At 66.6% G+C, this 4115-nt stretch carries 3 protein-coding genes and 1 pseudogene; 2 read left to right on the top strand and 2 right to left on the bottom strand.

What is annotated here, in order from left to right:
- Positions 1 to 160: 160 nt before the first annotated feature.
- Together AC3XYG_RS02330 and AC3XYG_RS02325 are read left to right on the top strand one after the other, a co-directional pair.
- Positions 161 to 427: pseudogene (locus tag AC3XYG_RS02330) on the top strand (Arm DNA-binding domain-containing protein); the annotation flags it as partial.
- Positions 428 to 860: 433 nt separating this feature from the next.
- Positions 861 to 1550 (top strand): tyrosine-type recombinase/integrase, encoded by a 690-nt coding sequence (locus tag AC3XYG_RS02325; RefSeq protein WP_489138202.1) that lies wholly within the window; start codon positions 861 to 863, stop codon positions 1548 to 1550.
- Positions 1551 to 1708: 158 nt separating this feature from the next.
- On the opposite strand, the gene istB is transcribed toward AC3XYG_RS02325, so the two are convergent.
- Entirely contained in the window at positions 1709 to 2503 is a 795-nt protein-coding gene (gene istB, locus AC3XYG_RS02320) for an IS21-like element helper ATPase IstB (protein WP_489138201.1), read from the bottom strand.
- Positions 2500 to 3999 (bottom strand): IS21 family transposase, encoded by a 1500-nt coding sequence (istA, locus tag AC3XYG_RS02315; protein WP_489138200.1) that lies wholly within the window; start codon positions 3997 to 3999, stop codon positions 2500 to 2502. Before istA ends, istB begins: the two co-directional genes overlap by 4 nt.
- Between the last annotated feature and the right edge of the window lie 116 nt (positions 4000 to 4115).

Here is a 4115-nt window from a genome sequence, read left to right as displayed (position 1 = left end):
CAGGCCGGCAGCCCTGGCAAGGGGCGTTTCTGCCTTCCCATCTCATGATGGAAAATCCGGCCCATTATCCATCCGAATGGGCTAGAAATCGGCGCGAGTTTGTATGGGAGTTGTATGGCTAGACGACGGCTCATACAAATCGTAGGCTGACACATCGATCATGTGTTGGAGCGGGCCAATGAGCCGTCGCGTCACTCTCCGGACCGAAGCCGGCCGCCTGCCGGTTCCTACGGAGCAGGCTCAGGTCATCTATACCGATGACGAGACGCCCTATCTTCGCCTCTCGGTTTCACGCACCGGGCTGCGGAGTTGGGACTGGCGCAAGGCGAACACCACAAAGCCCATCGGGAAGTTTCCAGCCGTCACCTATGATGACGCCCGGCAAAAGGCCCTGGCGTTGACCCGGCTGACGACCGCCGGCCAGGACCCGAGGGCGGCCATCCTGGCTCCGGCCAGCAACATCACGGTGCGGGCGCTCTTTGACGAGTACGTGGCGCGGAAGCTCACCGACGCCACCCGGACCCGCAAACCCAATGAGAGCGCTGCCAACTTTCGCTCGCAGAGCCGGCCACTTATGGAGCGCTATGGCGATCTGCCAGTGGTGGATTTGAGTCGCGAGATCATCATGCAGGTGATCCGCAGCAATCATCTGCATGGGCCGCGCGCTGACTGGCGGACCTCGGCTGCCCGCCAGATGATCACATGGGTCCGAGCCGCTTTCGCCTGGGGGCAGCGCAATAAGATGGTGCCATTGATCGATCGTCTGGGCCTGCCTCTGGTCAATCCAGCGACTTCGCTCATCGAGGATGAGCGGGACCTACGGCCCGCGAAAAAGGCTGGGACGAGCAAGGGGCTACAAAGTGGACCTCGCCGACGAGGAAATCATTGCGCTAATGCGGGGCATCGAGGAGGCCAGGGCGGCCTGGAAGCCCGGTCGGAAGCGCCGGATGGACGATGCGCATGCGCTGCGGAATCCTTCCGGGCTGCTGATCCTCGAATTCTGTCTCTATGTCGGCTGTCGGAAGTCCGAGGCCATCCATCTGCACCGGTCCGACATCGTGGGCGAGTTTGCCCACGTGCCCGATGAGGCTTCGGCGGTCCCAGCATTTGTCGAGACGCAGGCGATCGTCGCCGAGCATAAGACAGAGGCGACCGGCGAGCAGCGGGAGTTGTTTCTCGGTCCGGAAGCCCGCCGGGTTATCGCTCTGGCGGCGGAGTGGCGGAAGTTTATTCGGTACACCGGGCCGCTGGTGTTTCCGTCGCCCACCGGCCTGCCATGCACAACGGTGAATCACAGTTTGGAGACGGCCCGGCAGGTTGGCGGTCTTACGCGCCGGATCGTCCCCCATTCGCTCCGCTCCGCCTATATCAACTACGCCTGCCGGGCCGGGGTGCCAATCGAGGTCGTGTCGCGGAATGTGGGCCATTTGGATGTGCGGACCACGGAGCGGTATTACCGGGAGGTCCATCGCCGAATCCAGGCGAAGGGCAATGATGCGGTCTCAGCGGAATTCACCCGGCTGCGCAAAGCGATGCTGCTGGCCGCCTGACCGGCGCATTTCATGCCTACCCCGCCCCAGGATTGCGCAGCGCCGGAGTTTCTTCCGTGTCTCCCGCCTCCCTGTCAACGCCACAGGAAATTGGGGGCGCTGCGCCGCAGCCAAATTGGAGCGCGGTGCCGAGCGCGCGGATTATGCTGGGGCAGCAACTACTGGGCTTGGGGCGGCCGCGTGTCGGCTGGTGAGCTGACACCTCGCCGGCGTCGTTTGCTCTGCGCCAGGCGATAGCTCTCGCCATTCATCTCCAGGATGTGGACGTGGTGCGTGAGGCGATCCAGCAGAGCCCCGGTCAGCCGCTCGCTGCCCAGGACCTCGGTCCACTCATCGAATGGCAAGTTGCTGGTCACCAGGGTGGAGCCACGCTCATAGCGCTGGCTGAAAATCTCGAACAGCAACTCCGCGCCACTCTTTGACAGGGGGACAAAACCGAGTTCGTCGATGATCAGCAGCCGGTAGCCGGCCAGCTGCTTCTGCAGGCGCAGCAGCCGCTTCTCGTCGCGCGCCTCCAGCAGTTCATGCACCAATGCGGCGGCGGTAGTGAACCCGACCGACAGGCCTCTCTGGCAGGCGGCCAGGCCGAGCCCGAGGGCGATGTGGGTCTTGCCCGTGCCGCTGTTGCCGAGTGCAATCACGTTCTCCCGCCGCTCGATGTAGTCGCCCCGCGCCAGGTCGAGGACCAGCGCCTTGTTGAGCGAGGGCATGGCCAGGAAGTCAAAGCTGTCGAGGCTTTTGACCGTCGGGAAGTGGGCCGCGCGGATCCGACGCTCCACCATCCGTCCCTCGCGCTCGATCAGCTCCAGCTCGGCCAGGCGCAGGAGGTAGCGGAGGTGATCGGCGCCCTCGGCCGCGCATTGCCGGGCCAATTTGTCGTGCTCGCGCAGGAAGGTCGGCAGCTTCAGCGCCTTGAGGTGATGCGCCAGCAGCACCTGCGGGGTGTCGCTCATGCCCGGCCCTCGCCCAACAGCTCGAGGTAGGCCCGGGCCGAGGTGGTGGCCACCTGGGCCCGCGGCAGATAGGGATAGACCTCGAGGTCCAGCCGCGGCGGCCGGCACTCGATCCGGCACAGCACCAGGTGCTTGACGGCATCAAAGCCGATCGTCCCCAGCCGCAGCGCCTCGCTCACCCCGGCTTGCACCTCCTCGGGGTGGAACACCTCCAGCAGCCGCAGCACCTGCACCCATTCCCGCCGGCCCGCCTTGCCCAGGCGGGCCTCCAGCAGGCGGCGGAGCGCCAGGAACGGCTCGGGCAGCGCCCAGCCAGCCAGCGGCGCGGCCTGGTCCAGCGCGCCGGTCTTGCGCTCGAGCAGCGGCAGGTAGTGCAGCGGCTCGAGCAGGACGTCCTCGCGCTCATAGGACCGGGCATGCCGGGCAATCACCGCCGCGCCGCAGGCGATCACCACCGCCTCGACATGGCCGCGGACCAGGACCTCGCGGTGGCCATAGGCCACCGGCACCGAGTAGTCGTTGCCGTGATAGCGCACCAGCGACAGCGAGCTGACCCGGGCGCTGCGCCTCTCGCAGGCCTCGTAGAGAGCGGCAGGCAGCGGCAACATCGCCGCCTGATCCCGCGCCAGCCGCTCGCCAATGCTCTCCTCCTGGCCACGCAGGCGAGCGCCCTGGCGCTCCCGGCACCGCACCTCGAGCTGGGCATTGAGCGCCGCCAGGCTCTCGACCTGCGGCACCGGCACCAGGAAGTTGCGCCGGGCATAACCGACCAACCCCTCGACCTTGCCCTTGTCATTGCCCTTGCCCGGGCGGCCGAAGCGATCGGCGAAGAGATAGTGCGACTGCAGTTCGGCAAAGGCGCGCGTGCGCTGCCGCGTGCCGTCGCCGAGGATGCGCGCCACCGCCAGGCGGGTGTTGTCATACAGCATGCTCAGTGACACACCGCCAAAGAAGGCGAACGCCGCGTTGTGCCCATCGCAGAACGCCTCGCTCGTCTCCGCCGGGTAGGCCTTCACGAAGCAGGCGTCCGAGTGCGGCAGGTCCACCGCCAGGAAGTGGATCCGCCGCTCCTCGCCGCCGATCACCGCCACCGCCTCGCCGAAGTCGGCCTGCCCATGCCCGGGCGGATGCACCAGCGGGACAAACATCTCCCGCCCCTGCAGCCGCCGCTCCCGGACATAGGCCCGCACGATCGTTTCGCCGCCGGTGAAGCCATGCTCGGCCTTGAGCCGCTGGAAGATGCGCCGCGCCGTGTGCCGTTGCTTACGGGGCCGCTCCCGATCCTCGTCCAGGATGCGGTCAATGACCCCCGTGACCCCATCGAGCTTGGGGCGCACCGGCGGCTTGCTGCGCCGGTACCCCGGCGGGACCGAAAACCGCAGCATCTTCGCCACCGTCTTCGGGTCAATGCCGAATAGCCGCGCCGCCTGCCGCTGGCTCATCCCCTCCACATGGCAGGCACGCCGAACCCGCGCATACAGATCCACAGCCTTCATCCCCCAGGCCTTCCGTCCGCCACCAGGACGAAAGGCTAGGCAGCGCTCCAATTTCGCGCCGCTACGGCCGGACTACCCGCCGCTTCCGTGAGGGATTTTCTCTCTGTCGCTCTCAC

It is taken from the genome of Inquilinus sp., from assembly GCF_057815775.1.
This window is presented reverse-complemented; position numbering and strand designations above follow the sequence as displayed.